Raw genomic sequence first — 22,978 nt, forward strand, 5'->3', positions numbered from 1 at the left:
AAGTGCATTATAACGATATCGGGGCCGTTTCCGGCACTCTTACGCGCACTTTGGCGACACGCTAGAGCTTCACTCCGTTAACGACTTCGACGTCTTCTCCCTCCGCCGGCACCTCGCCGTCATCAAGCACATACTCCTCCATCAAATGATGAGGTGCCGCGTCTAGCCTGGCCCGGATATCGAGCAGCGTCACCGGCCGGTACCCCCAGCAATCCACGCCGACGTCGCACGAATTCGGCCACACGTCGATCCGATTGTGGACGTGGCCATACAACTGGATCGCACCCGACCTGACGCCTTCCCACGAGCGCATCGGATAATGGTCGAGCACAATTTTCTGGCCGTCGACGGTGATCTTGACGCGGTCCATGACGGACGCCCAAGGGAGCCCAGTTCGTACGAATTCTGAGTCATGATTTCCGATCACGAGATGTTTCGTGCCGCGGAGCCGCTCGAAAATCTTGCGCGCACGATCATTGTCGGCCTTGTGCGCAAAATCACCGACGACGAAGACAGTGTCCGCCGGCGCTACAACGGCATTCCAGTTGTCGATCAAGGCCTGGTCGTGCTCCTCGACAGATGTAAAGGGGCGACCGGCCATCCTGATTATGCTTGCGTGGCCAAAATGCGTATCCGCGGTGAAATGCACTTTAGCCATGCTGGACACTCCTACACTTCGGCGACGGATCATCGATCTCGACGACCAAGCCCGGCTGGAAATCCAAAGCCCGGCCGCGACCGGCGGCATTGCTGACGACCCGGGTATCACCAACTTCATACTCGCGCGTCACGTGCGTATGCCCGTGGATCCACAGAGCTGGCTGCCGCTGCTCAATTAGGTCCGTCATGTCAGCGAAATACCCGCTCGCGAGCGACATCAGACGCGGGTTCTGCTGCATCCGGATGTCCAGCCCAGCCCAACTCGGAGCGTGGTGGGTGACGACGATGTCGCCCTCAGCCACCGTCTCCTCCAGCCACGTGCGGTCCCGACCATGAGCTGCGCGCCAAGCATCACCATCGAAATCCGGAATAGCCGCCAGGTCGCCGCCGGCATTGTCGAGCGCAGGCGACAGGGGTGACCACATCGTGCACCCCACGATGCGCCGGCCGTCGATTTCGATGGTCTCGCGATCGAGCGTCGCAATGCCTGTGGTTTCGCGCAGATGGCGCAGGCGGTCAGGGACGCCGTCCAGGCCGACGTTGTAGCTGTCGTGGTTGCCGGGGACATAGACAAGCTTGGAGCGCTCGTCGTCCGAGAATGTCGACAGCAGCCACGGTACGGGATCGAAATCACCGTCGCATAGATCGCCGGCCATCAGGATGAGATCGGCGTCGGGGTGACGCCCGAGGTCAAGGTCATCAACCACATCGATGTGCAGGTCTGAGAGCACCCAAATCCGGGTCATGCGAGTAGACCCAGAATCGTACGTTCGATGAAATCATCTTCGCTCTCATCATCGAAAAATTTGTATTCCGACGCCAGCTTGTAGCGCGCGCGATCGTCCTCGGGATTCAGGCGGTGGTTTACGGCGACCATGTACTCGCGGTGACACCACCCCACCATCGCCGGGATTCGCTGCAGCTCGGCCGCGAGGTGTTCCGCGCAGCCGATAGCGCGTTCGGCGAGGTCTCGATCGGCCTTCCCTGTCATCAGCCAAGACGACATTTTCTCGTCGCAGCGTTCAAGCCAATCAAGCGGCTGCTCATCCATCTCACGTGTTGGCAGCATTTTCAGGACTTCTAGATAGCCATGGGCGACTAGGGTCTGCTCGACATATGCGTGTGCCATCATGCGGCTCCCTTCTCGAGCTGACGGCTGTATTTCCCGACGATCGCCCTCGCCGCATCGATGCCGATGGAGCGGTTGGCGCCGCCGGACTTGATCATGCCATGGCACCAGTGGCCCTTAGAGCTGTCGGCTTTGGACCAGCCTTCCCCGTTCTCTTCCCTGGCCTGGTCGTGATCGGCCCAGCACAGGCTTTCGACCGCACTCACGACCTGGTCATCGGGCCAATCAACGGCGTTGTCAGAGGCGGTCAGGTTGTCGCGCAAATGCTCGGCCTTCCGCGCAGTCTGATCGACAAGCTCGGTCAGCCAAACCGCCTGCGCGAGCGAGATCCGCGCGTCGACGTTGGTGAATTCGGCCATCTTGCGCTTGTTCACACAGAAGTTGTGCCACTTCTGCCAGCATGCGCGACCGGCGGCCTGGGCGGCAGATATTAGGTCTGTGTCGGTCTGATCGCCGAAGTGATCGACGAGCTTGCGGCGGGCAATGTCAGCACGGAGCTCGCGGTCTTGATCCTGCTCGCGCTGCATTTCCCGATTACGACGGGCGGTTTCAGCGATAGCGTCATCGGTCTTGCGGCGTGCAGCGAAGACCAGAAGCTCAAGAGTGGAGACGATGTCGGCCGCTTTGTCGCCGGCGACGGTAGGATTAAAGGAAACGGTCCAGGCGTCTTCGAGCTTGCGCGCGGTGATACCAGCCAGTCCGAGGGTGCGTTTTCCTTCGCCACCGGGAAAGCGATAAAGCTCCCAGAAACGCTCGTTCGCCGGAGCCTGGAGATCGGTCCAGACCAGGCCTGCAAATGGTGGCGGGGTGACGGGAGTCTGGGTCATGGAGTTCTCCAGGGTGGTGGTGTCCGTCACGATGACGGACAGTCTGGCAAGCCACAAATGGGGTCAGGCGATTTTGACGAAAGTTTTCTTCACTGACCGAACCAAGCCTAATGCTGCAAGGATCTTGTCGCCGGCTGGGCGCCGACCGCAGTCGACATCGGAGAGATAGCTCTTTGACACGCCGGCGGCGTCGGCGGCTTTCCGAATCCCCCCGTGCTTGGTTATGAAATCCTTCAAGAGGAAATGGAGCTCCTGCTCACGATATGTCGTCCTGTTGGTCCCGTGGACCTTTCGATCCAGGTCCAGGATTGCGGCTTCGATCGATGCGATGGTGTCCGGGTGGACGTCGCTAGACCACGCGATCGAAGACAGGATTTCGTGACCGCGCATCACGCGGCCTCCTGCTTGGCATTGAAGCGCTCGAAAATCCGGCGCCCCTCCTCGATCGCGCGGTCGTAGGCGTCTTCGATCTCGCATGCAGGCATTGTGAGCGTGAAGTCGATGCTGGGCCCCGGGAACATGGCCCCGCGGGTGCGCTTCAGCGTCTCGATGGTTGCAGAGACATTGCAGTCGTCACCTTCGATGATGACGCGGTCGACTGTGGTCTGGACGTGCAGAAACATCACGCGGCCTCCTTCTCTGCGGCGCCCATGTCAGGCACCTCGATCGCGTCGATCTCAAGGACCGGCAGCCCGATGAGACGGCGGTGCACGCTGCGGAGGCGGCGGACATCGTCGTCGCAATAGTCCACGACATCGTCGATGCGACCATCGCGGACAAGGTCCCACACCTGTGAGCCGTCGACGCCCGTCTTGCCCGGCAAGCTCAGGGCCTTGCAAAGGCGATCGAGGCCGATCCGATTGCCGTGCCCGGCCCAGGCGGTCATGGTGTCGAAGACGCGATCGGTGTCCCATGGACGGGCGTCTACCGGCCACCAGCTCGGCGGGGTGACACCAAGGATTATGGCGCGCTGCCAGATGTAACGGATGTCAAAACCGGCGTGGTGCGCGACGACGACTGGGACGACGCGATGACGCTGCATTTCCAGACGGACGGAATCGATGTCGCTACGACCCTGCTCGACGAGCGATGCCAGCGCCAGGTCCTTGGCGTGCTCGGACAGCATGCTTTCCAGGCCTTCGAAAAGAGCCTGAAGCATACCCTTTTCGGCGTCGGCAGAAAGGTCATGCGCCCAGATGCAATGGACATCGCGGTCCGCGAGAGCGGCACTGGCGCACACGATCTGACCAGTGCTGGCGTCGAGGGCGGTGCGTCGGTATTCCGTGTTGATGTCAGACTTAGACTTCTCGACAGCGTCAACGTAGTCCTCGACAGCCTTGACACGCTTCTTTTCGAGATCGGCGGCGATTTTTGCGGGATCAGTCAGGCGCTTGTCCGCCTCGATCGCGGTCAGATCCGGTTCGGCAACCATATGCTTCGCGCGAATGGCGTCGAGCACGGCCGGATCCTGGCTCGGTATGGTTTCGATGTCGATGTAGAGATAGAGCGCGGTCTGGCCCTGCCGCGACATCTGCTCATAATGAGAAAAGCTGTGGGTCATTCTGCGTGCGCTCCTGTCAAATAGGCACCGAAAGAAAGGGGCTTCGAGAACTCAAGCAGGCTGAAATCAACTAGCTCGACCGCCCACGAGGGCAGCCGCGGACGTTCTTGCGACTCCATCGCGACCAGAGCATCCCAAGCGGCCCGGCGGTGAGCCGCGATCTGATAGAAGATGCGGTCTCCGTGCCCGTCGACAATGTCGTCGATGAAGAAGCGGCCGCTCGGGCGCGCCTTGGCCGGCATCAACCCGCTCTCGCGCAGAATCTTGTCGCGGTAGCGAATGACATGATCGCCGACGCCATAGTGTGCGGCGAGCTCGGAGCGAGAGAGTCCGGCATCTAGGAGCGCAACGATCTGCTCGTCACTGACGTCAGCGAGAACGATACCAGCGCCGACGCGTGGCTTGCTTGGGTCAAGACGCGGGCGCGGCTGGGTCAGATCTGGATGGTTGAGTTTGCGGTACCCGGGGCGGGCCTGGAGAGCGTGTTCCATGACTTGCTCCGGTTAGCGGATGTTGGACTGGGGGCGGTCTTCATGCAGGAATGACGGCACCCCGTGCATCCAGCGGCAGCCGTCTTTCGAGATATAGGGTCCCGTCATGGGCACCAGCTCGCCATCCCAATCGAGGAAATCTGGGTTCGGGTCGACGTAAGGCGTCCTCTCGGCGACAGGAGCTGCGGTTTCGATACCTTCGATAACCAAATCACTCTCGACCGCTGGCTCGATGTGCTCGACGACGGTTTCGGCCGTGGGCTCATCAGCTGCGGGCGTGTCGGCCATCGGGCGAGTGCGTAGGCGGGACTGGCCGCGGTGAAGCCCATAGGTGGTGTCGGGGGAATAGAGCATTTCGGGTCCGGGGCCGCCGAGGCGGCGAAGGCCGAGAGAACGCTGGGTGGTGGTGGTCACTGCAAGAATCCTTGAATTCCATGTCCTGCAAAAACGGTCGCTCGAACATTCGCATATCACAAGCATAAAGTGACAAAATCTGAGTAACAGGCAGGTGTTTCAAAGTTTGAAGGATTGTCATTGTCAATTCGTCCCTCGACAGGGATTCGTCAAAGCCAGCAATTCTGCGGGTTTCCGCGTGTCAACATTGCCACTTTGGAAATGTGAACAATCATTGTTCACATTCGCTACCACGTTCTTTCTTGCCAGCGCTCGGTCTACTCTCGCACAAGCCATCTAGGCAAAGGAGAGACGACAATGGACAGGATAATCGCGGCAATCGGAGCCGCACTCAGAGCAATCGGCAGGACGGTCTGGGTGACGTGCAAGAAAACGGGTCGGTTGGTCATGCATCTGATCCCGGACTTCGGGGCCGGTGCACCCTTGCCGGCTGCGGCAGTTCAGCGCCGGAGCAATGACAACGGCGCCCGCCAGGTAACAGCGCCCACCGGTGCCGCGCTTGCAGTGAAGACGCTGGCGCAGCGCATGGCGGCGGGCACGGTGACAATGCAGGACATGCATAATGTGCCGGCGGACACGGTGAAATGGATGAGCCAGCTCGATCACATCCAGCTCTGCAAGCTCATCTGCGTCGAGGACCTGGGTGGGTACATGTCCGGCCGCAGGGAAGTCCGCGGGCTGCCAGCCTACCTGCAGATGCAAGAGCGTCCGTCGAAAAGCCGGACAGCAGAGCGGGAAATGGCGCACACGCCGATCGCAGCACTCGCGATCTGATCAAAGCAAAGGGCCCGAGATCATCTCTCGGGCCCTAATTCATTCTGGCGGTGGCGGCAGAGTCAGTGCCGCTTGTTGAGCTGGTATTCGGCGAAGACACGGGCTTTGCGCTCGTCGGCGAGCTCTTCCTGGGCGTCGGTGAGGAGCGCGCGCAGACGCCTGATTTCGTTGTTGGCTTTGGTGATCTCTCGGGCCGCGTGTGACCTGTCCTGGTCATTGTGCATCATGAGCAGGATCTCAGAATCCGAAAACATGCCTCGCTCCTCACCACTCAATGACGTTCTGCCGCAGACCATATTCGACAGCCGTTGAAGAAGGTCCTGGGGAAACTGTCGAATTTGAACTATCGCCCATTTTTTCTAAGATGTCCGGGGCGGGAACGACAGAAAGTGGTACTGCGGCGTCCAGCGCTGCGCGTGAGACAGGGACCGGTGTTGCGGGCCTAGTGGCCGGCATTGGATACCCGCGGGGCTTGCGCTTCCTGCGTCCACCCAGCTCACCGCCAGCAGTCTCGATCGCGTCGAGCGTGGCTTCGACATCGGGCACATGGATCGTGACTTCGATGTCGCGTATCCGGCCAGTCGATGGCGCGACCCGGGGCATCAGAGTCACCTCGTAGTCTGTAAAGCTGGTGATTTCGTCTGCGACCTGGGAAAGAACGCGACCAGCGATCTGAGAGGGCTTCATCGATGCCGGCAAATCCAGAGCTTCGATGATGACCTGGAGTGGGACGCGGATCTTCACCTTGCGCGCAGTGTCGACCACTTTCCAGGCACGCGGGTAGTCACCCACCGACCACGCCAGCACCCGCATCATCATCGACACGGTGTATCTGCTGTCAGCGAGCTCGAGCAACCGACGAGGCAGGAATACGACGTCCCCAGAGCGATCAGTGAAGGCGTCGACGAGATCCTGGTCCACGATCACAGAGATCTCGCCAGCTGCAGTCTTGTGACGACGCGGCCAGGCGCCCTGACCACCCATGGTCTCAAAGGGGACGCACGGTGCTGGCCGACCACAGATCGTGAGATGATAAAGACGCGCCCAGCGCCCGTTCTCGCGCTCGATCGTGTCGGACCTCTTTATGAAAAGCGCTTCCCGGGTCCTCTCGTCTGAGATCAGGACCTCGCCGGCTTCCCCACGATCTACGGACTGCATAAGGAGCGCCAGTGCCCACGCGATGTCACGACCAGTGCACGTTCCCTCGACCTTGAACTCGGCTGCTGTCTGAGCAGGTATGGGGATCAGTTCTGGGAGCATCGGGACCTCTAACGGCGATATCGAGATCAAAGATGAGGGGGATCCTCGCGTACATCAAGTGTCTCACCCTCGATTTCTTAAACAATTGCAGGATAACGACGAATTACCGATCTGGTGACACGTGCCGGTGCCCTATAAAGAAAGAATAGGAATCTGGGATTCCGAGGGTGCTTTGCACCTATAGGATTCCAGTCCGCTCCGCGGTTCTGGGATCACTAGGGCCGCAGGGCGGCTATGGGGTGACAAGGCTAGACCGGAGGTCATTTGCGACCCTGCGATCACTGGAACCGATACAGGGATTACAGATGGCCTCCGGCCCAGGTGAGCCTAGGTGCCCGTTTAGGGCCTGCGATCCCCGTACCGGGTTTCGATGTCCTGCTGGACGGATGTCCGACCGATCATCTCGAGATAGGTATCGATCCCCAGGTGTCGATCATTACCCTGTCGATCTGGATGGGGTCTGGAGGCTCGAAACGAAGATGTCGGTACGGATCCCTCACCCAAGGGGTTTTTTGGGTCTCCACGATGGCTCCAGATCGACGATCCTGTTCCGGTCGAGACCGATCCGGCGATGCCGTTTGGTCCGAGGTCGAGAGTCTAGATTGATCGACGAGAATGCGGGCCTGGCGGCCCGAAACGGATCGTGGGCATTGCGGCCCGTTTCTGTGTCGGCTCCGCGTTGCTACGCCTCCGTGCGGGGTTCAGATGGGGCTTTTGGGAACGATGCTCTGGGGATTCCTGGGCACGGGGCCTCTCTTCCCGATAGCACAGACAGCGCGAAGCGCCGCTGGAGCGCCGGACAGCGCCACGGCGTGGATTTGGTACGGCGTACCCACTTGTGGCTTGCGACGATCCTCGTCATCGTCGGGGCATGATGACCGCGACCGACAGCGCGATGAAGCCCGACCTGCCGATGACCCGGCCGGCGCGCATTGCCGCATCCAGGCGTAGGAAAGCGGAGAAGACGCGTGAGTGGCGGGCGATGCGCAGCGCTATCGGCTGGCCGGAAGCCCGGAAGGTCGATGCCGCGATCTCGGAAGCAACGAGCTTCTGCCTGCGGCCGGAATACGCGATGCACGATGGTGAAGGTGTGTACATCAGTGTGACACGTCTCTTCCGTGTCGCGGTACTGGTCCTCATGCGGGACGGCGCGGACCGAGAAATGTCTCAAGCGGCAGTGCGTGAGCGCCTCCACCCGCCAGCGCGCTTTGAAACCGGTGCGGTACCTTCCATCCAAATGCGTGACGAGGGCTACAGCCCACCGCCGCGGCGCAAAGACCTCACGTGGGACGAAAAAGACATCGCGGTCATGAAAGCCGCTGCTACGCCGTACCATGGAGTAACGGGGGTGCACTCGACATAGGCTGCTACGGCGTGGAGTAGAAAAATCGTCCGCCCCAGTGCCGGACATCGCATACAAGGGCTTGTGTCATGCGAAACCGCAACATACATTTCGTGGACTAATCTAGTATCGTGACCTCAGACGCCCTCCGGGGCGTCTTTTTTTGCCTAGCAGGCCACGAGTTACTTGATTTTGCCAGATCGGATACCGGACGCTTGCGGCTATGGCACGCAAGAGCTCCATCGCCGTCCGTATCAACCCGAGGCAAATCCGCGCTTTCGAGCAGCGCATGGCCGGCCTGGTCGACGATGCCTCACGCCCTCTCCAGGCCGCTGCCAATGCTGTCGCCAGGGATGCCCGTGACCGCGCCCACAAAGCGATCGACCAGGTTTTCGACAAGCCCGAAGCCCTGACCCGCGAAGCGATCTCGGCACGCCAGCCTCACCCTTCCCGCGCATCGGCAGCTACCGGCGTCAGTGCTGCGATCGAGATCAAGCCTCTCCAGCACCGTTGGTTGCGGTACGCCCTCGGCGAAGGCGAGCAGACGCGTAACCCGGGTGAGATCGGACCAGCGGACAAGCACGTCATGATCCCCGTGTGGGATAACCTGCAGTCTGCAGCTGTCCTTGCCTTGGGCATCAATGTGAGCCCTACCGAGGGTGGCAACTTGCCGCCAGGTACGCTGCAGCGCCTGTTCTCGATGACCGGCCAAGGCGGTGTCCTGTGGTGGGGTCGGGTTCGTGATGGTGGCAAAGAGGGTATATGGGCCAGGACCGCTGAAGGCCCACGCCTCCTTGTCGCCGCCGAAGAGCGCGTGACCTACGACCCGATCCTGGAAGCGCCATTGCAGAGGCTGTACGCCAGGCCGCACGGGGCTTTGCTGGCCATGCGCGGACCGAGCTCAAGCGCAACAGGTGGTCCCGATGACCCCTGCAAGCGAAGCGAATGGGCTTTCACTTCGGGTAGCTTGCATTGCAGGCTGGGTAGGCTGTGAGGGCCTGGAAGCACCGGAAACCGGCATTTCCGAGATGAAGTATTGATTGAAAAGAGTCGAGTAGACCCCAAAATTTCAACCCCTATCACAGAAATAGCATTCCAAAGCAATACTTATGAATACTATATACTTCTACAATACTACTGTATTACTACTGCTTTCTGGAATACTATGTCTTTGTCACATCTACTCCAAGCAGGCCAGTATACTTGCAAACATGTCAAGGGAAATCGGATTTCCATCTCCGAATTCTTCGCTCACACATTTGTGATCCCGCATCCCAATTCTGAACCCGCTGCTCGCCAGGTCGCAACCTGGATTTCGGCACTACGTGATAAGCGATGGTTATCGCGTAGTGATTGGGAGTCAGACGTCAAATGCAAGCTATGCGAAGTGAATGGGCGTTGACTTCGTTTTCGCCGGAAGGGGAACGACTACCGACTCGCGGCTTAGGGGTGGACTGCAGACTGTCAGCTTTGGAGTTGAAATGCAGGAAAGCAGACCTTCACTGGATTATGTCACCAATCACCCAGCGGCCGTGTACGCCGTCTTCACCACGGTGAAGAATTCGGCTGCATACTTGCCCTGCTCGCGCGGGCCATAGGACGAGCCCTTGCGGCCACCGAATGGGACATGGAAGTCGACGCCCGCGGTCGGCACGTTGACCATCACCATGCCAGCTTCAGCATTGCGCTTGAAGTGGGTCGCATACTTGAGCGAGGTGGTGACGATGCCGGCCGAGAGACCGAAATCGGTGTCATTGGCGGTGGCGAGGGCTTCTTCATAGTCCTTGACGCGGATGACCGAAGCCACCGGCCCAAAGATTTCCTCGCGCGAAATGCGCATCTGGTTGGTCGCTTCGGTGAAGAGCGTCGGCTGCAGGAAGTAGCCTTCCGTGCCAGCCTTGACCAGTTCGCCACCGGCCGCGAGCTTGGCGCCTTCGGACTTGCCGATAGCGATATAGTCGGTGTCCTGCTTGAGCTGGCTGGGATCGACCACCGGACCGATTTCGGTGTTCTTGTCCAGTGCATCCCCGACGCGCAGGTTACGCGTACGCTCGGCCAGGGCTTCGACGAACTTGTCGTGGATGCCTTCGGTGACGATGACGCGCGACGAGGCCGTGCAGCGCTGGCCGGTCGAGAAGAAGGCCGACTGGGCAACCGATTCAACGGCAACCTTGAGGTCGGCGTCGTCGAGCACGATGACCGGGTTCTTGCCGCCCATTTCCAGCTGGAACTTGCGACCGACCTCGATCGAAGCGGCAGCAACGCGCTTGCCGGTACCCACCGAACCGGTGAAGGAGATGGCGGTGACATGCTTGCTGTCGAGCATGGTCTGGCCGACGACCGAACCCTTGCCCATGACGAGGTTCAGCACGCCCTTGGGCAGGCCGGCGCGGACGAGAATGTCGACGATCGCCCAGGTCGAGCCGGGAACGAGATCAGCCGGCTTGATCAGGACGGTATTGCCATAGGCCAAGGCCGGAGCAATCTTCCAAGTCGGGATGGCGATCGGGAAGTTCCACGGCGTGATGATGCCGATGACACCGAAAGGCTCACGGGTGATTTCGACACCAACGCCGGGACGAACCGATGGGAGCACTTCGCCAGCGAGGCGCAGCACTTCACCGGCGAAGAAGTCGAAAATCTGCGCGGCGCGGGTCACTTCGCCAATGCCTTCCGGCAGTGTCTTGCCCTCTTCGCGCGACAGGAGTTCGCCGAGCTCGGCTTTGCGCGCGAGGATTTCCTGCGATGCCTTGGAGAGAATGGCATGGCGTTCGAGAATGCCCGAGCGCGACCAGGCCGGGAAAGCGGCCTTGGCAGCGGCGATGGCCTGCTTGGTTTCCTCCGCCGTGGCGCGGGCATAGACGCCCACTACTTCAGCCGTATTTGACGGATTGATATTTTCCACGCCGTCCGAGCCAACCCATTCCCCGTCGATCAGGTTCTTGTGCAGTTCAGCCATTCTTTTGCCTCTCAAAAGGGGAATAGGGGAGTCTGGTCTCGCAGCTCACGTCACGCCGCGGGCCACTGCACCCTGCGATAGGGGGAAATATCGACGTCTCCCCAGACCTTGTGATGCACGAAGACTTCGGCATCGAGATAGGCCCGAACGCCATCCATATCATCGGCCTCGAGGATGACCACCGATCCGACGATGTGGCCCTCGGAGTCCAGCCGGGCGCCGGCATCGAACACTCTGCCCTCGGCCTTCAGACGGTAGAGCATCTCAAGATGCTCGCTGCGCAGGCTGCTGCGCAGGTCGCGGGTGTCCGGCCGGTCGGAGGCCTGGATTAGAAACAGCATCTAGACCTCCGATGCCGGAGCGAGGTGATAACCGCGACCGGCATAGTCGAAGTCTTCCAGCTGCGAGATGGTCAGAGCCGGATTGGCCGAAGCGGCATAGAAGGCGCGTATTTCGGCGATCCGGCCGCTTGCCTCGTCGAAGACATACCATTCATCGCCGCGCAGGGCGGTGCCGGAGCGCGTCTTCCAATGGGTCCATTCGATTACCGCCTCGGGCGCGGTGGAGGAGCAGAGCACCTTTTCAATGGTCCACTGCGACCCCAGCGTCTCGACGCACCATATCCACTTGCGGGCAATGGTGTCGGCGCCGCGCCAGGGGACGTCGGGCAGGCCGGGTGGAAAGTAATGCACGGCGTCGGGCGTAAAACTATCGATCAGTGCCTGATAGTCGGCCTTGTTGCAGGCGTCGAAATAGCGACGGATCGCTGCTTCCATATGCTGTGGCGTCAGGGTCATGGCGGAGTCCTCGAGTCAGGTGGTGGCGCGGCCGACCTTCTGCCAGTCCTGCGGCACGTCGCGGTCGGTGCTGGCGGCGTCGGCGGGTGGCGCGGGATATTCGGCAGCGTTAATCACGATGCCACTCCTCAGAAAATCGACGCGCGGCGGCGCAAAAATATCGACCAGCCGGCTGTCGGGATCGAGATTGCGCGAGGCATGGATCATGGTCGGGGGAATGATGGTCAGCGACGGGCTGGCCACTTCAAGATGCTGGTCATCGCGCCACTGCTCGATATCGCTGCCCCAGGGCGTGCGGATATGGTGCAGCCAGCGGCCGGCAAGGCCCAGCGAGCCCTGGTCGAAATCGTCATGCCAGTGCGGGCGCAGTTCGGTGGTTGGACGTAGCTGGTCGAACACATGGAACAGGTTGACCATCAGGTTGCCCGAGCGAAAAATCCGCGGCTGGATCAGCGCATTGCCCACTCGGGGATAGTCCGCCATGCGGAACTGGCGCAGGGAATGGCCGGCCAGCGGAGCAATGTTCTCGGGCAGGTTGAGATCGGGGCCGTAATGGGCGGCGTTCTGGGCAAGCGCTGTCAGGTCGCGCGCGGCGGTGGAGAAGATGCGCACGACATGTCCGGCCGCCCCGGCTTTGACCCGGCTGTCGCCGGGCGGCACGATGGCAAGGCTGTCGTCGCCGGCCAGCAGATTTTGCCCGCCGCCCGACAGTTCTGCCTGCATGCCGACGGGCAGGATGACCATGTAATCGTCTGCCTGGCCGCTGCGGGACAAGATAGTGCCGGGATGCACCGCGGTGACCGCGACGACGAAGTTGGCACCGCGGGTGATCCAGGTGGGGCTGCCATCGGCCTCATGCTGCTGTGCGGTGTCGGCGGTGCAATGCGCGACGCAGACCGGAACGAGATCGGCAACGGGCATGGTCATGCTCCTTCGGATGGGGTGGTGACGGAAAAGCCGCATTGGCCAAGGGACTGCACTTCAAGACTCACGCGCATGCCGGGCTTCAGCGGTACAGCGGCGGTCGGCGCACCAGACAGGAAGATGTCGCCGGCGCGCAATTCCCCGCCATATTGGGCTGTGAGCCGGGCGGCCGCGACGAGCGTGCGGATCGGGTGGCCTAGGATGGCAGCGCTGGAGCCGATGCCCACCGGCCTGCCGTCAATGCTCATGCACATGCCCAGGTTGGAAAAATCCACGCCCGGCGCCGTCCATGGGCCAACGACAAGGCCCGCTGCCGAACAATTGTCGGCAATCGCATCGGCGAGGTTGAACTTGAAGTTGCGGAACCGGCTGTCGAGAATCTCGACGGCCGGAGCCACGCCCTCGATTGCCGCCCAGGCTTCGAGTTCGGTCACTACACCCGAGAGGGACTTTCCAAGGCGGAAGGCGATTTCGGGTTCGGCGCGGGGCTGGCCGAACCGGCTGGCGTCCATCGTGCCGCCGTTTTCCACCACCATGGCATCGGTCAACTGGCCCCAGATCACCTCGGTGATATTGACCTGGGCCATCTTGGCGCGACTGGTCAGGCCCATCTTGATGCCGATCAGCCGTTCGCCGCGCGCCTCGCGCCGGGCCATGGAGCGGCGCTGGATGTCATAGGCCTCGGCGACGCTGGCATCGAGACCCAGCTGGTCCATGCCGCGTGCCTCGCGGGCCGCGTCATCGAGCAGGGCGGCCGTCGCGTCGAGATCGGGAGAGGTGGTCGTCATGGGCGATCCTCGCCGAGAATGAAGGAACAGGAGCCGAGGCCAGCGATACGCAGGGACACGACATCGCCGGAGCGAATGGGCGACATGGGGCCGAGCGCGCCGGACAGGATGACGTTGCCGGCCCGCAGCGGACGTCCTGTCCGTGCCAGATGACCGGCGACCCAGCGCAGGGCATTGAGCGGGTTGCCGAGGCTGGCGAGACCGGCGCCGGTCGAGGCCGGTTCGCCGTTGATCTCGAGCACCATGCCACACAGCCACAGGTCGACGTCGCCCAGGCGACGCGGGCTGCCGCCAAGCACATAGAGCCCGGCGCAGGCATTGTCGGCGATCACATTGGTCAGCGGCATGGTCCAGCTGTCCTGACGGTGATCGACGATTTCGATGGCCGGCAGCAGGAAGTCGACGGCTGCGATAACCTCGGCAAGGCTGGGTTCCGGCTCGATAAGGTCCCGGGCCAGCACGAAGGCGATCTCGCCTTCCGCCTGCGGCTGCCGCAGGCGATGGGACAAGACAAGACTGGCATCGGGGCATTCCATGTCGCCGAACAACACGCCCACCGTTGGCTCGCGCGCGTAGAAGGCTGTCTGCGCGGCGGCCGTGGTCAGGCCCACCTTGACACCCACGATGCGACGGCCAGCCGCGAGACCTTCGGCAGTATTCGCGTTCTGGATAGCATAGGCCGTCGCTACATCCGCAATCGGGGAGAGTACGGCCGGCTCTTTTCCGGCCTGGCGCAGCGCGAGCGCCATCTCCGATATCAACCCATCCTCGATCATCGTCAGTCCTGCCTCGCAAATTGCACTGGCTTCCTCTGCCATCTCAGAGCTGTTCAGTCAACATATTGTCTATTGTTCAATATGTTGAACGCATACCTATTGTTGTTGTCGTTGACCATCCCACTTCGCATGCGCTAATAGAAAATGCAGTTCAGCACAATGAACAGGATGATCCATGTCTGCTCCCCGCCTAAAGGCTCTCAAGGTCCGTGTCGTGCTCGCGCCGTTGCGCCGGCCGCTGGTCAATGCCAGCGGGTCGCTGCCGCGCGTGCCGCTGGTTCTGGTCGACATGGAGACCGATGCGGGCATCACGGGAATTGCCTATCTGTTCAGCCCCAGCCCGCTGGTGCTGCGGCCACTGGCCGCCCTGCTCGAGGAGATCGGCAGCTTTCTCGCCGGCCAGCCGGTCGAACCGGTGGAACTGGAGCGAAAGCTGCAGAAGTCCTTCCTGCTGCTGGGCGGAACGGGCTTGGTGACCATGGCGCTGGCGGCGGTGGACATGGCGGCATGGGACATTGTGGGCAAGCTGAACGACAAGCCGCTGGCCGAGCTCTGGGGCGGCTCGCTGCAGCCGCTCAGGGCCTATAACAGCCTCGGGCTCGGCCTGATGGGCAGCGCGCGTGCCGCTGTCGAGGCGGTCGAACTGCTCGAATTCGGGTTCACCGCCATCAAGCTGCGGCTGGGCTATCCGACGCTGGCAGAAGATGTCGCGGTCACCCGCGCGGTGCGCGCCGCAGTCGGACCGGAGATCGAGATCGTCGCCGACTTCAACCAGTGCCTCGAGCTGCCCGAGGCCATGCGGCGGTGCCAGGCGCTCGACGGCGAAGGGCTCGCCTGGATCGAGGAGGCCATTCGCGCCGACGATTATGCCGGCAGCGCCGCATTGGCGAGGCAGATCGCGACCCCGGTGCAGATCGGGGAGAATTTCTGGAGCGTGGGCGATGTCGCCAAGGCCGTGGCCGCCGGCGCCAGCGACCTCATCATGCCCGACGTGATGAAGATCGGCGGCATGACGCCCTGGCTGCGGGCGGCGGGCCTTGCCAGCGGGCATGGCGTGCCGGTGTCCAGCCATCTCTTCCCCGAGGCCAGCCAACACCTGCTGGCTGCGGCATCGACCCGCCACTATCTCGAGTATGTCGACTGGGCCGGTCCGGTGCTGCAGGAGCCGCTGCGGATCGAGAATGGCCATTCGGTCGTCGACCGCCGCCCCGGCCATGGCATGGCCTGGAACGAGGATGCCATAGGCGCGCTCCTGCTCTGAGGCGATCATGACACCGGCCCGAACAGGCTGCCAGGATTGTCCTCAAGAACGGCGCAACGCTGGGCGGCGTCTGGAATGACGCGCTCCAGCCAATCGAGCCCGGCGCGTGGCAGCGGGGTCGGCGACACATTGACATGGGGCCAGTTCGACGACCAGATGCAGCGGTCGGGCCGTGTCGCCACGGCGCGGCGCGGCAGCGCCAGCAAGACTTCTGGCGCGCGGCCAAGCGTCGGCCAGATCGGATAGGGCGCCGACAGGCTGACCCAGCACCAATCATCATCGAGACCCCGGCAGAGCGCATCGGCTGCCGCTGAATCGGCGTCGACGTCGGCCGGGAAACTGCCCAGATGCAGGTCGATGACGCTGCGGACCGGCAGGCCGGCCAGCGTTGGCGCTAGTTCGGCAAAGCGGCGTCCGTCGAGCTGGAACTTGAGGTGCCAGCCAACACGGGCCACGCGCCGCGCAATGGGCTCGACCGCAGCCCAGTCCAGCACGCCACCTGCAAACAGCATGAAGCGCACGCCGCGCACTCCCAGCGCATGCAGGTGGTCGAGCTCTGCATCGGCGATATCGGGGTGGATGACGACAATGCCCCGGCCGGCCTCGCCCAGTTGGCAGAGGCCCTCGAGCAGCAGGCTGTTGTCAAAGCCATAAGCTGTGGGTTGCGATAGGACGACCCGGCTCAGCCCCAGGCTGTCGCGCTCGCGCAGATAGTCGGCCAGCGGGGCGTGAGGGGGCTGGAAGGTCGCCGATGGCACCAGCGGCCGATCGCGCTCATAGATGTGGATGGCACAGTCCCACCCGCCGGCCCGCACTGCCCCCGCAGTAGCCATCATGGCTCACGCCCGCCAGGCGGGATCGAGGCGCGTGGCCTGCGCTGGGTTGACGGCGCGCTCCGGCATGGTTCCGGCGAGAATGGCCTGCAATTGCCGCGCCGCTTCGTCGTGCTGGAGTTCCAGCGAATTGGGCGTCAGGCCGCCGATATGGGGCGTGGCCACAACGCGCGGATGCCGCGCCAGCTCGAGCGAAGGCATCTGCCGATGTGCCCGGCCGACGTCGAGCCCAGCCCCGGCGATTGTCCCGGCGTCGAGCGCAGCCTTGAGGTCGGCCTCGTTGACCAGGTTGCCGCGCGACACGTTGATGAAATAGGCCGTGGGCTTCATCGCGGCAAAGGCGGCCGCGTCCATCATGTTCTCGGTTTCCGGCGTGGCGGTGGCGAGACAGACGACATAGTCGCTCTCGGCCAGCAGCCGGGCGCGATCCACGGCCACGATGCCCTCGCCCTCCACGGGCGTATAGGGGTCATTGACGAGGATGCGCATGCCCAGGGCCTGCGCCACCTCGCAGAGATAGCGGGCGATCTGGCCATAGCCGATGACGCCGAGCTTCGCGCCGCGCAGGTCGCGCGTGATGGCGGGCGCCGGGACGACACCGCGCCGATAGCTTTCCGTCGCCGTGGCGATGCCACGCGTCAGGTCGAGCATCAGGCCCAGGATCAGTTCGGAGACGCCCGAGGCAAAGGCGGCCGGACCGCGCGTCACAAGCACGCCCGCCGCGCTGGCTGCCGTCACGTCGATATTGCGGATATCGACGGCCCAGCGCATGAAGGCGCGCAGGCGCTGTAGGGCCGCGAACAGGTCGCTGCCGGCCGGCGTGACGCCGAAGGACAGGATGACGTCGCAATCCCCTGCCCGGTCTATGACCTCCTCGGCAGACCAGTGCCGCCCATCCTCATTGAGCACGAGACTGGCCAGCGGATCGAGCCGGTCGAGCAGCCCCCGGCCATAGAGCAGGATCATGTCGTCAAGCGGATGGGGCAGCAGAACCTTGGCCATGCTCATTCCGCCGGGGTGCCAAGCACGGGAATGGTGCCGGCATCGTCGGCCACGGCATGCGGACGGGCATGCTGGCCGGCGCTGACGAAGCGACGCAGTTCGGGCGTTGACGGATTGGTCATGATGTCGGGCGGCCCGCTCTCATGCACCTTGCCGTCGCGCATGTAGATCACGAGATCGGCGACGCGCTGTGCGAATTCCATCTCATGGGTAACGAGGATCATGGTCATGCCGTCGGCGGCCAGCTTCTCGATCACCTTAAGCACTTCCCCAGTGAGTTCGGGATCGAGCGCCGAGGTCACCTCGTCGAACAGCATGACTTTGGGCTGCATGGCGAGGCTGCGCGCAATGGCGACACGCTGCTGCTGCCCGCCGGAAAGCTGTTCCGGATAAGCATCGAGCCGGTCGGCGAGACCGACCCGACCCAGCACGTCGGCGGCCAGTTGCCGCGCCTCGCTGCGACCCATCTTCTTGACGCTACGTGGTGCCAGCATGATGTTCTCGGCCACGGTCAGGTGGGGAAACAGATTATAGCTCTGGAACACGATGCCGACGTCGCGACGCAGGGCGCGCAGGTCGACATCCTTGCCTGAGAGTTCCTGCTCACAGACGCGCAGTTCGCCGGAGTCGATGGTCTCCAGCCGGTCAAGACAGCGCAGGGCCGTGCTCTTGCCCGAGCCGCTCTGGCCGATGATGGCGACGACCTGACCCTTGTCGACGGAAAAGCTCACGCCCTTGAGCACGGCGACCGGGCCGAAGCTCTTGTGGACGTCTTTCAGCTCAACGATTGGCGGCATTGAGTTTCCTCTCGAGAACGCGGCTTCCGACCGAAAGCGGATAGCTGATGATGAAATAGAGCGCGGCCGCCGCGCCGAAGAACAGGAAGGGCTGGAAGGTGGAGTTGTTGAGCAGCTTGGCGAAGTAGCCCAGTTCCGAATAGCCGATGACTAGCGATGCGATGGACGTGTTCTTGATGATCTGAACCATGAAGCCCACGGTAGGTGGGGTCGAGATGCGGATGGCTTGGGGAATGATCACCTGGCGCATGCGCTGCCAACGGGTCAGGCCCAGGCACTCGGCAGCCTCCCATTGCGGCTTGGGCACGGCCTGGAGGGCGCTGCGCCAGATATCGGCGAGGAAGGCGGCGGAATAGACGGTCATCGCCAGGGTGGCGGCGGCGAGCGCCGGCATGTCATAGCCCCCGACAATGGCGGGCCCGAAGTAGCAGATGCCCATGATGACCAGCAGGGGAATGCCCTGGATGATCTGTATATAGGTCGCTGCCAGAAAGCGCAGCGGCACGAGCGGGGAGATGCGCGTCAGCGCCAGCACGAAGGCCAGGATGCCGCCGAAGAGAAAGGTCAGCAGGCTGAGCACGATCGTGCCCCAGAGGCCCTGCAGCAGGAAATAGGCTTGTTGCCAGTTCATTGCGGCCTCACAGCGCTGTGCCGAGCTTGCGCCGGCGGGGAAACAGGACAAGTCCGAGCAGGTAAAAGACAAAGCGCACGAAGAGCGACAGCACCAGATAGGCAAAGCCCAGCACGATGAAGACCTCGAAGTTGCGGTAGGTCTCGGTCTGGATGCGATTGGCGATGCCGAACAGTTCTTCGACGCCCACCGAGGAGAGAATGCTGGTCACCAGCATCAGCAGCACATATTGGCCGGTCAGCGCGGGATAGACGCGCTCCATGGCAGGGCGCAGCACGATGTGGATGAAGGTCTGCCAGCGGTTGAGACCGAGGCATTCGGCGGCTTCCAGCTGGGTCTTGCGCACGGATTCGATGCCGGCGCGCATGATTTCGGTCGTATAGGCGCCGATGTTGATGACCAGAGCCAGCGTCGCGCCCACTTCGATGGGCCAGCGAACGCCCACGCTCGACAGGCCGAAAATCAGGAAATAGGCCTGAATGATCAGCGGTGTATTGCGGATGACCTCGACATAGACGGCGATCACGCGCTGCAGCGACGCCGAGCCGCTGGTGCGCCCCAGGGCGCACAGGGTGCCGAGAGTAAAGCCGAAGATGGTGGAGAAGAAGGCCAGCCGCAGGGTGACCAGCACGCCGGTCCAGACCAGCGGCCAATAGCCGAGAACGGCCGAAAAGTTGAATTGGTAGCTCATTGCACGCCTCGGCTGGTACGGATGCCGGCCACGCGGGATAGACGCGGCCGGCGGCAGTCCATGGGACCGTTAGCGGTCTTCGCCCTTGAGGATTTCGGCGGGAATTTCGGCATTCTGGTAGGTCTTGTAGATCTCGCCCAGCTTGCCATTGGCGAGGTTGGTGCGGACCCATTCGTCGAGCCAGGCCTTGGTGGTCGTGTCGCCCAGCGGCATGGCAATGCCATAGTAGACAGTGGTCAGCACGAACTTGGATTCGAGATCCTTGGAGGGGTTCTGCTGGTTGATCTGGCCAATCAGCGACTCGGTCTGACCGATGATATCGACCTGATTGGTCACCACGGCCGTCATGGTTGTCGCCTCGTCCTCGAAGCGCACGATATTGGCGTCCGCCGGCGCGCCGGCCGTCACGGCTGTGTCCAGCATGGTGCCGCGCGTCACGGCAATGGACTTGCCGGAGAGGTCCTCAAAACCCTTGATCTCTATGCTCTTGGGAGCGGCAACCACATTGTTGGCGCCAGAATAGGGGATGGAATAGAGAATGATGCCCTTGCGCTCCTCGGTAATGCCTAGGGTCGACAGCACGATGTCGGCCTTGTTGGAGAGAAGGAAGGGGATGCGGTTGGCGCCAGTGGTCGGCACGATCTCGAGTTCGACCCCAAGGTCCTCGGCCAGGAGCTTCGCCGTGGCAACTTCCGACCCGGTGTTTTCCAGATTGGCATCCTTATAGGCCCAGGGCGGCACGCCAAGATCCATGGCGATGCGGACCTTGCCCGCAGCCTGGATCCGTTCGAGCGCACTGTCGGCATGCGCCAGCCCGGTGAACAACGCGGTGGCGACCGCCACGGCGGATACGACCTTCACAAATTTCTGCACGTAACTTCCTCCCTGGCCAGCGGGGCCAGTCCGTTTGCGGGACGATTGCATTGCCGCCCGTGCCGGGTTCCATCATCTCGCGACGATCCAACCACCCAGCATCTTGGCGCGCCCTTTTCAATGGCCTACCTTCCGATAACTGTCAACCTACATACTGAATGACGGTCAGTCTATTGAACGCATCACAAATGACCATGAAAAAGTACGGCACATTACCGCCCGCCCCGAACAAATGTCCATTGAACAGGCGCGTACTCCTCGTTAAATGTTCAACCTGTTGATCGGATGGAGGGGAATGTGGACGAGATCATCGACACCGCGGACAAACGAACGCTGGTACCGGCCGTCGAGCGATCGATCCGCCTACTCGGGCTGCTGGAGTCGGCGCCGCAACACCGCTTCGGCGTTTCCGAAATCGCCCGGGCGCTCGACATACCCAAATCCACCGCCCTGAACCTGTGCAATGCGCTGGTCGACGGCCAGCTGGTCCGCCGCTCGGAGGATGGCTATCAGCTGGGTCGACGTCTGGTGCAACTCGGCTCGGCCTATGTGGCGAGCGTCGACCTGGTACGCGAATTCTATGACGCCTGCCGCAACCTGCCGTCCAATATCGACGCCATGGTCCAGTTGGCCGTACTCGGCGACGACCTGGACGCCGTCTACCTCGCCCGGCAGGACTGCAACAGCGGCTTGCGGCTCGGCCTGCGCGCCGAAATCGGACGCCGCACACCGGCCAACTGCACCGGCATCGGCAAGGCCCTGCTGGCCGCCCTGCCCGTGCATGAGCTGGAAGCGCGGCTCGCCGGGGTTAGGACTCTGGCAACCATGACGGACAAATCCATCTCCTCGCCCAGCGTGTTGCGTGACCGGCTGCAGGAAATCAGGCGCGACGGCTTTTCAACCGACGACGAGGAAGTCCTGCCAGGAGTATTCTGCATCGCCTGCACGGCTAGCACCGCCCACCGCGAAGACGGCCTGGTCGCCATCAGCCTCACCGCGCTCAAGACCTCGGTGACCCCAGAAATGACCGCTCTCCGCACCAGGACGCTGTTCGAACTGGCCCAGCGCCTGGAAGAGAAAATATGAGCCGTCCGGCAGTCCTGCAGTTCGACAGCCTGCTCGCACCCATGCAGTCCGAGCTGGAGAGCCGCTTTGCCGTGCTTCCCTATCGACCCGACCTGGCGGCGGCGAGCATTTCGAGTATCGAGTTCGTGGTCACGAGCGGGTCGACTGGCGTGCCGCGCGAGGTGATCGCCGCAATGCCGCAGCTGCGTGCCATCGTCGTCTATGGCGCCGGCACCGACAATATTGACCTCGGCCTTTGCCAGGACCGCACCATCGAGATTCTCACCTCCGCCAGTGCCCTGTCCGAGGGCGTCGCTGAAATGGCCTTTGCCCAGATGCTGGCTGTCTCGCGCAATCTGCTCGGTGCCGATCGCTTCGTGCGCTCCGGAGCTTGGGGAGCGGGCGCGGTATTTCCAATGAGCGGCCAGCTCTGGGGCAAGCGGCTCGGCGTTTTCGGCTTCGGCGCCATCGGCCAGTCGATCGGCCGGCGGGCTGCCGCGGGCGGCATGGACGTGGGCTACCACAACCGCTCGATGATCCAGGGCCGCGGCGAGACCTATTTTCCCACCCTCGCCGACCTTGCAGATTGGGCCGACGTGCTCGCCATTGCCGCGCCTGGGGGCGATGGCACGCGCCATGCCATCAATGCCGATATCCTCGGCAGGCTCGGACCGGATGGGATTGTGGTCAATGTTGCACGGGGAAGCATTGTCGACGAAACGGCGCTGGTCGCTGCGCTGCACGACGGGCGGCTTGGCGCCGCTTGCCTCGACGTTTTCGCGTCCGAACCCATGGTATCCGATACCATTTTGGCTGCGCCGCGCCTGCTGCTATCCCCCTATGCCGGCAGCAACACCATGGAGACCCGGTCCGCCATGGCAAGGATGGTGCTCGACAAGCTGGAGGCTCTGAAGGTACCTAGCAACTGTTGTTAAGCAGGCCCTCAGGCGAATTCCGATGGACGTGGAATGATGGGCGATCCACTGGGGTGGGTCTTGGAGCCAGCCGACGACATGATCGCCCTGATTGACGCGGAGAAGAACGATCAAATCAAGCGCTAGCTTTATGGAACCTAGCTTCACTGGAAAGCTTTTGACGAGCCCAAATCAGAAGCGAACGATCT

29 protein-coding genes are annotated in these 22,978 nt (G+C 62.4%); 6 read left to right on the plus strand and 23 right to left on the minus strand.

From position 1 onward, the window contains the following. Window positions 1-61: 61 nt before the first annotated feature. From K1X15_RS13340 to K1X15_RS13380, 9 genes are all read right to left on the minus strand, one after another. Window positions 62-658 carry a metallophosphoesterase family protein gene (locus K1X15_RS13340; protein ID WP_220304112.1) on the minus strand — a complete coding sequence of 199 codons (597 nt, stop codon included), beginning with the start codon at window positions 656-658 and terminating at the stop codon, window positions 62-64. Beyond that, window positions 651-1,406, minus strand: a complete 756-nt coding sequence (locus K1X15_RS13345) for a metallophosphoesterase (RefSeq protein ID WP_220304113.1) — start codon at window positions 1,404-1,406, stop codon at window positions 651-653. The genes K1X15_RS13340 and K1X15_RS13345 overlap by 8 nt, the downstream gene beginning before the upstream one ends. Further along, window positions 1,403-1,792, minus strand: coding sequence for a hypothetical protein (locus tag K1X15_RS13350; RefSeq protein WP_220304114.1), 390 nt, complete (start codon window positions 1,790-1,792; stop codon window positions 1,403-1,405). Before K1X15_RS13350 ends, K1X15_RS13345 begins: the two co-directional genes overlap by 4 nt. Then, the gene (locus K1X15_RS13355) at window positions 1,789-2,616 is read right to left on the minus strand and encodes a hypothetical protein (protein WP_220304115.1); all 828 of its coding nucleotides are present in this window, start codon (window positions 2,614-2,616) and stop codon (window positions 1,789-1,791) included. The genes K1X15_RS13350 and K1X15_RS13355 overlap by 4 nt, the downstream gene beginning before the upstream one ends. A 63-nt stretch (window positions 2,617-2,679) precedes the next feature. Further along, window positions 2,680-3,006 (minus strand): hypothetical protein, encoded by a 327-nt coding sequence (locus K1X15_RS13360; protein WP_220304116.1) that lies wholly within the window; start codon window positions 3,004-3,006, stop codon window positions 2,680-2,682. After that, window positions 3,006-3,239 (minus strand): hypothetical protein, encoded by a 234-nt coding sequence (locus K1X15_RS13365; RefSeq protein ID WP_220304117.1) that lies wholly within the window; start codon window positions 3,237-3,239, stop codon window positions 3,006-3,008. The genes K1X15_RS13360 and K1X15_RS13365 overlap by 1 nt, the downstream gene beginning before the upstream one ends. Beyond that, a complete protein-coding gene (locus K1X15_RS13370) occupies window positions 3,239-4,177 on the minus strand; it encodes a 3'-5' exonuclease family protein (protein ID WP_220304118.1) in 939 nt (312 codons plus the stop codon). Before K1X15_RS13370 ends, K1X15_RS13365 begins: the two co-directional genes overlap by 1 nt. Further along, a complete protein-coding gene (locus K1X15_RS13375) occupies window positions 4,174-4,668 on the minus strand; it encodes a hypothetical protein (protein ID WP_220304119.1) in 495 nt (164 codons plus the stop codon). The genes K1X15_RS13370 and K1X15_RS13375 overlap by 4 nt, the downstream gene beginning before the upstream one ends. Before the next feature lie 12 nt (window positions 4,669-4,680). Beyond that, window positions 4,681-5,082 (minus strand): hypothetical protein, encoded by a 402-nt coding sequence (locus tag K1X15_RS13380; protein WP_220304120.1) that lies wholly within the window; start codon window positions 5,080-5,082, stop codon window positions 4,681-4,683. A 297-nt stretch (window positions 5,083-5,379) separates the two neighbouring features. On the opposite strand from K1X15_RS13380, the gene K1X15_RS13385 reads away from it, so the two are divergent. Continuing rightward, on the plus strand, window positions 5,380-5,856 hold the full coding sequence (locus K1X15_RS13385) for a hypothetical protein (protein WP_220304121.1): 477 nt from the start codon (window positions 5,380-5,382) through the stop codon (window positions 5,854-5,856). A gap of 62 nt (window positions 5,857-5,918) precedes the next feature. On the opposite strand, the gene K1X15_RS13390 is transcribed toward K1X15_RS13385, so the two are convergent. Then, window positions 5,919-6,110, minus strand: coding sequence for a hypothetical protein (locus K1X15_RS13390; RefSeq protein WP_220304122.1), 192 nt, complete (start codon window positions 6,108-6,110; stop codon window positions 5,919-5,921). A 10-nt stretch (window positions 6,111-6,120) separates the two neighbouring features. Next, window positions 6,121-7,116, minus strand: coding sequence for a hypothetical protein (locus tag K1X15_RS13395; protein ID WP_220304123.1), 996 nt, complete (start codon window positions 7,114-7,116; stop codon window positions 6,121-6,123). A gap of 871 nt (window positions 7,117-7,987) precedes the next feature. On the opposite strand from K1X15_RS13395, the gene K1X15_RS13400 reads away from it, so the two are divergent. Both K1X15_RS13400 and K1X15_RS13405 read left to right on the plus strand, forming a co-directional pair. Continuing rightward, window positions 7,988-8,479 carry a hypothetical protein gene (locus K1X15_RS13400; protein ID WP_220304124.1) on the plus strand — a complete coding sequence of 164 codons (492 nt, stop codon included), beginning with the start codon at window positions 7,988-7,990 and terminating at the stop codon, window positions 8,477-8,479. A gap of 202 nt (window positions 8,480-8,681) precedes the next feature. Further along, entirely contained in the window at window positions 8,682-9,452 is a 771-nt protein-coding gene (locus K1X15_RS13405; RefSeq protein WP_220304125.1) for a hypothetical protein, read from the plus strand. 525 nt (window positions 9,453-9,977) lie between these two features. On the opposite strand, the gene K1X15_RS13410 is transcribed toward K1X15_RS13405, so the two are convergent. From K1X15_RS13410 to K1X15_RS13435, 6 genes are read right to left on the minus strand one after another with little or no spacing between them, the layout of a single operon-like run. Continuing rightward, entirely contained in the window at window positions 9,978-11,417 is a 1,440-nt protein-coding gene (locus K1X15_RS13410; protein WP_220304126.1) for an aldehyde dehydrogenase family protein, read from the minus strand. 50 nt (window positions 11,418-11,467) lie between these two features. Continuing rightward, the gene (locus K1X15_RS13415; RefSeq protein ID WP_220304127.1) at window positions 11,468-11,758 is read right to left on the minus strand and encodes a YciI family protein; all 291 of its coding nucleotides are present in this window, start codon (window positions 11,756-11,758) and stop codon (window positions 11,468-11,470) included. Continuing rightward, on the minus strand, window positions 11,759-12,214 hold the full coding sequence (locus tag K1X15_RS13420; RefSeq protein WP_220304128.1) for a nuclear transport factor 2 family protein: 456 nt from the start codon (window positions 12,212-12,214) through the stop codon (window positions 11,759-11,761). It abuts the gene before it with no gap. A gap of 15 nt (window positions 12,215-12,229) precedes the next feature. Continuing rightward, window positions 12,230-13,141, minus strand: a complete 912-nt coding sequence (locus K1X15_RS13425; RefSeq protein ID WP_220304129.1) for a cupin domain-containing protein — start codon at window positions 13,139-13,141, stop codon at window positions 12,230-12,232. Then, window positions 13,138-13,926, minus strand: a complete 789-nt coding sequence (locus tag K1X15_RS13430) for a 2-keto-4-pentenoate hydratase (RefSeq protein WP_220304130.1) — start codon at window positions 13,924-13,926, stop codon at window positions 13,138-13,140. The genes K1X15_RS13425 and K1X15_RS13430 overlap by 4 nt, the downstream gene beginning before the upstream one ends. Further along, window positions 13,923-14,744, minus strand: a complete 822-nt coding sequence (locus K1X15_RS13435) for a 2-keto-4-pentenoate hydratase (protein WP_220304131.1) — start codon at window positions 14,742-14,744, stop codon at window positions 13,923-13,925. The genes K1X15_RS13430 and K1X15_RS13435 overlap by 4 nt, the downstream gene beginning before the upstream one ends. A gap of 133 nt (window positions 14,745-14,877) precedes the next feature. On the opposite strand from K1X15_RS13435, the gene K1X15_RS13440 reads away from it, so the two are divergent. Continuing rightward, the gene (locus tag K1X15_RS13440) at window positions 14,878-15,963 is read left to right on the plus strand and encodes an enolase C-terminal domain-like protein (protein ID WP_220304132.1); all 1,086 of its coding nucleotides are present in this window, start codon (window positions 14,878-14,880) and stop codon (window positions 15,961-15,963) included. Window positions 15,964-15,968: 5 nt separating this feature from the next. Here K1X15_RS13440 and K1X15_RS13445 read toward each other — a convergent pair whose 3' ends face one another. The 6 genes from K1X15_RS13445 to K1X15_RS13470 all read right to left on the minus strand — a co-directional run bounded on the left by K1X15_RS13445 (window position 15,969) and on the right by K1X15_RS13470 (window position 20,790). After that, complete coding sequence (locus K1X15_RS13445; protein ID WP_220304133.1) at window positions 15,969-16,799, minus strand: amidohydrolase family protein; 831 nt, start codon at window positions 16,797-16,799, stop codon at window positions 15,969-15,971. Between the two features lie 3 nt (window positions 16,800-16,802). Continuing rightward, the gene (locus K1X15_RS13450) at window positions 16,803-17,798 is read right to left on the minus strand and encodes an NAD(P)-dependent oxidoreductase (protein WP_220304134.1); all 996 of its coding nucleotides are present in this window, start codon (window positions 17,796-17,798) and stop codon (window positions 16,803-16,805) included. Between the two features lie 2 nt (window positions 17,799-17,800). Then, the gene (locus K1X15_RS13455) at window positions 17,801-18,595 is read right to left on the minus strand and encodes an amino acid ABC transporter ATP-binding protein (RefSeq protein WP_220304135.1); all 795 of its coding nucleotides are present in this window, start codon (window positions 18,593-18,595) and stop codon (window positions 17,801-17,803) included. Continuing rightward, the gene (locus tag K1X15_RS13460) at window positions 18,579-19,226 is read right to left on the minus strand and encodes an amino acid ABC transporter permease (protein ID WP_220304136.1); all 648 of its coding nucleotides are present in this window, start codon (window positions 19,224-19,226) and stop codon (window positions 18,579-18,581) included. The genes K1X15_RS13455 and K1X15_RS13460 overlap by 17 nt, the downstream gene beginning before the upstream one ends. Before the next feature lie 7 nt (window positions 19,227-19,233). Continuing rightward, window positions 19,234-19,917 carry an amino acid ABC transporter permease gene (locus tag K1X15_RS13465; RefSeq protein WP_220304137.1) on the minus strand — a complete coding sequence of 228 codons (684 nt, stop codon included), beginning with the start codon at window positions 19,915-19,917 and terminating at the stop codon, window positions 19,234-19,236. A gap of 69 nt (window positions 19,918-19,986) precedes the next feature. After that, on the minus strand, window positions 19,987-20,790 hold the full coding sequence (locus K1X15_RS13470; RefSeq protein WP_220304138.1) for a transporter substrate-binding domain-containing protein: 804 nt from the start codon (window positions 20,788-20,790) through the stop codon (window positions 19,987-19,989). Window positions 20,791-21,087: 297 nt separating this feature from the next. Between K1X15_RS13470 and K1X15_RS13475 the strand changes: the two genes are divergently transcribed. Both K1X15_RS13475 and K1X15_RS13480 read left to right on the plus strand, forming a co-directional pair. Further along, a complete protein-coding gene (locus tag K1X15_RS13475) occupies window positions 21,088-21,876 on the plus strand; it encodes an IclR family transcriptional regulator (RefSeq protein ID WP_220304139.1) in 789 nt (262 codons plus the stop codon). Continuing rightward, window positions 21,873-22,790 carry an NAD(P)-dependent oxidoreductase gene (locus tag K1X15_RS13480; protein WP_220304140.1) on the plus strand — a complete coding sequence of 306 codons (918 nt, stop codon included), beginning with the start codon at window positions 21,873-21,875 and terminating at the stop codon, window positions 22,788-22,790. Before K1X15_RS13475 ends, K1X15_RS13480 begins: the two co-directional genes overlap by 4 nt. Window positions 22,791-22,978: the final 188 nt, after the last annotated feature.

The sequence above is a fragment of the Devosia salina genome (assembly GCF_019504385.1).
Taxonomy (GTDB): Bacteria; Pseudomonadota; Alphaproteobacteria; order Rhizobiales; family Devosiaceae; genus Devosia; species Devosia salina.

What these genes read in the sequence shown, in the direction of transcription:
- K1X15_RS13430 (WP_220304130.1), bottom strand. Translation starts at nt 13,926, where the DNA reads ATGACGACCACCTCTCCCGATCTCGACGCGACGGCCGCCCTGCTCGAT.
- K1X15_RS13480 (WP_220304140.1), top strand. Translation starts at nt 21,873, where the DNA reads ATGAGCCGTCCGGCAGTCCTGCAGTTCGACAGCCTGCTCGCACCCATG.
- K1X15_RS13425 (WP_220304129.1), bottom strand. Translation starts at nt 13,141, where the DNA reads ATGACCATGCCCGTTGCCGATCTCGTTCCGGTCTGCGTCGCGCATTGC.
- K1X15_RS13355 (WP_220304115.1), bottom strand. Translation starts at nt 2,616, where the DNA reads ATGACCCAGACTCCCGTCACCCCGCCACCATTTGCAGGCCTGGTCTGG.
- K1X15_RS13370 (WP_220304118.1), bottom strand. Translation starts at nt 4,177, where the DNA reads ATGACCCACAGCTTTTCTCATTATGAGCAGATGTCGCGGCAGGGCCAG.
- K1X15_RS13435 (WP_220304131.1), bottom strand. Translation starts at nt 14,744, where the DNA reads ATGGCAGAGGAAGCCAGTGCAATTTGCGAGGCAGGACTGACGATGATC.
- K1X15_RS13340 (WP_220304112.1), bottom strand. Translation starts at nt 658, where the DNA reads ATGGCTAAAGTGCATTTCACCGCGGATACGCATTTTGGCCACGCAAGC.
- K1X15_RS13420 (WP_220304128.1), bottom strand. Translation starts at nt 12,214, where the DNA reads ATGACCCTGACGCCACAGCATATGGAAGCAGCGATCCGTCGCTATTTC.
- K1X15_RS13405 (WP_220304125.1), top strand. Translation starts at nt 8,682, where the DNA reads ATGGCACGCAAGAGCTCCATCGCCGTCCGTATCAACCCGAGGCAAATC.
- K1X15_RS13365 (WP_220304117.1), bottom strand. Translation starts at nt 3,239, where the DNA reads ATGTTTCTGCACGTCCAGACCACAGTCGACCGCGTCATCATCGAAGGT.
- K1X15_RS13350 (WP_220304114.1), bottom strand. Translation starts at nt 1,792, where the DNA reads ATGATGGCACACGCATATGTCGAGCAGACCCTAGTCGCCCATGGCTAT.
- K1X15_RS13465 (WP_220304137.1), bottom strand. Translation starts at nt 19,917, where the DNA reads ATGAGCTACCAATTCAACTTTTCGGCCGTTCTCGGCTATTGGCCGCTG.
- K1X15_RS13440 (WP_220304132.1), top strand. Translation starts at nt 14,878, where the DNA reads ATGTCTGCTCCCCGCCTAAAGGCTCTCAAGGTCCGTGTCGTGCTCGCG.
- K1X15_RS13455 (WP_220304135.1), bottom strand. Translation starts at nt 18,595, where the DNA reads ATGCCGCCAATCGTTGAGCTGAAAGACGTCCACAAGAGCTTCGGCCCG.
- K1X15_RS13415 (WP_220304127.1), bottom strand. Translation starts at nt 11,758, where the DNA reads ATGCTGTTTCTAATCCAGGCCTCCGACCGGCCGGACACCCGCGACCTG.
- K1X15_RS13445 (WP_220304133.1), bottom strand. Translation starts at nt 16,799, where the DNA reads ATGATGGCTACTGCGGGGGCAGTGCGGGCCGGCGGGTGGGACTGTGCC.
- K1X15_RS13450 (WP_220304134.1), bottom strand. Translation starts at nt 17,798, where the DNA reads ATGGCCAAGGTTCTGCTGCCCCATCCGCTTGACGACATGATCCTGCTC.
- K1X15_RS13390 (WP_220304122.1), bottom strand. Translation starts at nt 6,110, where the DNA reads ATGTTTTCGGATTCTGAGATCCTGCTCATGATGCACAATGACCAGGAC.
- K1X15_RS13460 (WP_220304136.1), bottom strand. Translation starts at nt 19,226, where the DNA reads ATGAACTGGCAACAAGCCTATTTCCTGCTGCAGGGCCTCTGGGGCACG.
- K1X15_RS13385 (WP_220304121.1), top strand. Translation starts at nt 5,380, where the DNA reads ATGGACAGGATAATCGCGGCAATCGGAGCCGCACTCAGAGCAATCGGC.
- K1X15_RS13395 (WP_220304123.1), bottom strand. Translation starts at nt 7,116, where the DNA reads ATGCTCCCAGAACTGATCCCCATACCTGCTCAGACAGCAGCCGAGTTC.
- K1X15_RS13360 (WP_220304116.1), bottom strand. Translation starts at nt 3,006, where the DNA reads ATGCGCGGTCACGAAATCCTGTCTTCGATCGCGTGGTCTAGCGACGTC.
- K1X15_RS13345 (WP_220304113.1), bottom strand. Translation starts at nt 1,406, where the DNA reads ATGACCCGGATTTGGGTGCTCTCAGACCTGCACATCGATGTGGTTGAT.
- K1X15_RS13375 (WP_220304119.1), bottom strand. Translation starts at nt 4,668, where the DNA reads ATGGAACACGCTCTCCAGGCCCGCCCCGGGTACCGCAAACTCAACCAT.
- K1X15_RS13410 (WP_220304126.1), bottom strand. Translation starts at nt 11,417, where the DNA reads ATGGCTGAACTGCACAAGAACCTGATCGACGGGGAATGGGTTGGCTCG.
- K1X15_RS13400 (WP_220304124.1), top strand. Translation starts at nt 7,988, where the DNA reads ATGATGACCGCGACCGACAGCGCGATGAAGCCCGACCTGCCGATGACC.